This window comes from Curvibacter fontanus (assembly GCF_054780335.1).
This window is the reverse complement of the sequence record NZ_BAAGWN010000025.1, coordinates 1-1,170: the sequence shown is the minus strand read 5'-3', so window position 1 is coordinate 1,170 and position 1,170 is coordinate 1. Positions and strand designations below refer to the sequence as shown.

Annotated in this window: 1 protein-coding gene; it reads left to right on the top strand. The window is 62.5% G+C overall.

Annotated elements, in window-relative coordinates:
• Nucleotides 1-84: 84 nt before the first annotated feature.
• A complete protein-coding gene (locus tag ACYVH8_RS12750) occupies nt 85-1,170 on the top strand; it encodes an IS630 family transposase (protein ID WP_460489192.1) in 1,086 nt (361 codons plus the stop codon).

Below are 1,170 nucleotides of genomic sequence, written 5' to 3'. Positions count from 1 at the left end.
CTAGTGTAGTGTTTGATTCTTGAGTGAACTTAAATGGATGGCCAACCTCCAATGCTCTACTACGGTTTGCGTTGGAGCCAAAAATTGCGAGTTGCCCCGGCGATTGTGTTGACGAATGAACAGGAAAGCGAGCTGCGCCGCTTGGCGCGCTCCAAGCGTACCAGCGTCAGGCTGGCGCAGCGCGCGAACATCGTGCTGCTGGCCGCGCAGGGCCTGCAGCACAAGGACATTGCCGAGCAACTTGGCATCGGACGCGTGCAGGTGGCGCGCTGGCGTGAGCGCTACCTGGAGTTGGGGCTGCAAGGCATCGAACGCGACCTGCCACGCGGTGCCCCGCCGGTGAAGGTGGACGTGGCCAGGCTGGTGGAGCTGACCACGCAAACCACGCCCGAGGCCGCCACGCACTGGAGCACGCGCACGATGGGCCAGGCCCTGGGCGTCAGCGCCAGCACCGTCATGCGGCATTGGCAGGCGCACGGTCTGAAGCCGCACATCGTTCGAGGCTTCAAGGTCTCGCGCGACCCGCAGTTCGTGCAGAAGCTGGAGGACATCGTGGGGCTGTACATGTCCCCGCCCGAGCACGCCTTGGTGCTGTGCTGCGACGAGAAGAGCCAGGTGCAGGCGCTGGACCGCACGCAGCCGGGGCTGCCGCTGAAGAAGGGGCGCGCCCAGACGATGACGCACGACTACAAGCGCCACGGCACGACCACGCTGTTCGCGGCGCTCAACGTTTTGGACGGGCAAGTCATCGGTCAATGCCAGCAGCGACATACGCATGCCGAGTGGCTCAAGTTCCTGCGCAAGATTGATCGCGAAACACCCCAGGACAAGACACTACACCTGATCGCCGACAACTACGCCACGCACAAACACCCGGCGGTGCAGCAGTGGCTGGCCAAGCACCCGCGCTTGAACATGCACTTCACGCCGACCTCGGCGTCTTGGCTGAACATGGTCGAGCGCTTCTTCCGCGACCTGACCACCGAGCGCTTGCGCCGGGGCGTGTTCACCAGCGTGCCTGAACTGGTCGCCGCGATCAATGACTACGTCGCCCATCACAACATCGAACCCAAGCCGTTTATCTGGACCAAGAGCGCGCGCGACATCCTGCAAAAGGTCATTCGAGCCAATAGCCGATTAAGTTCCAGACAGAATGAAACACTACACTAG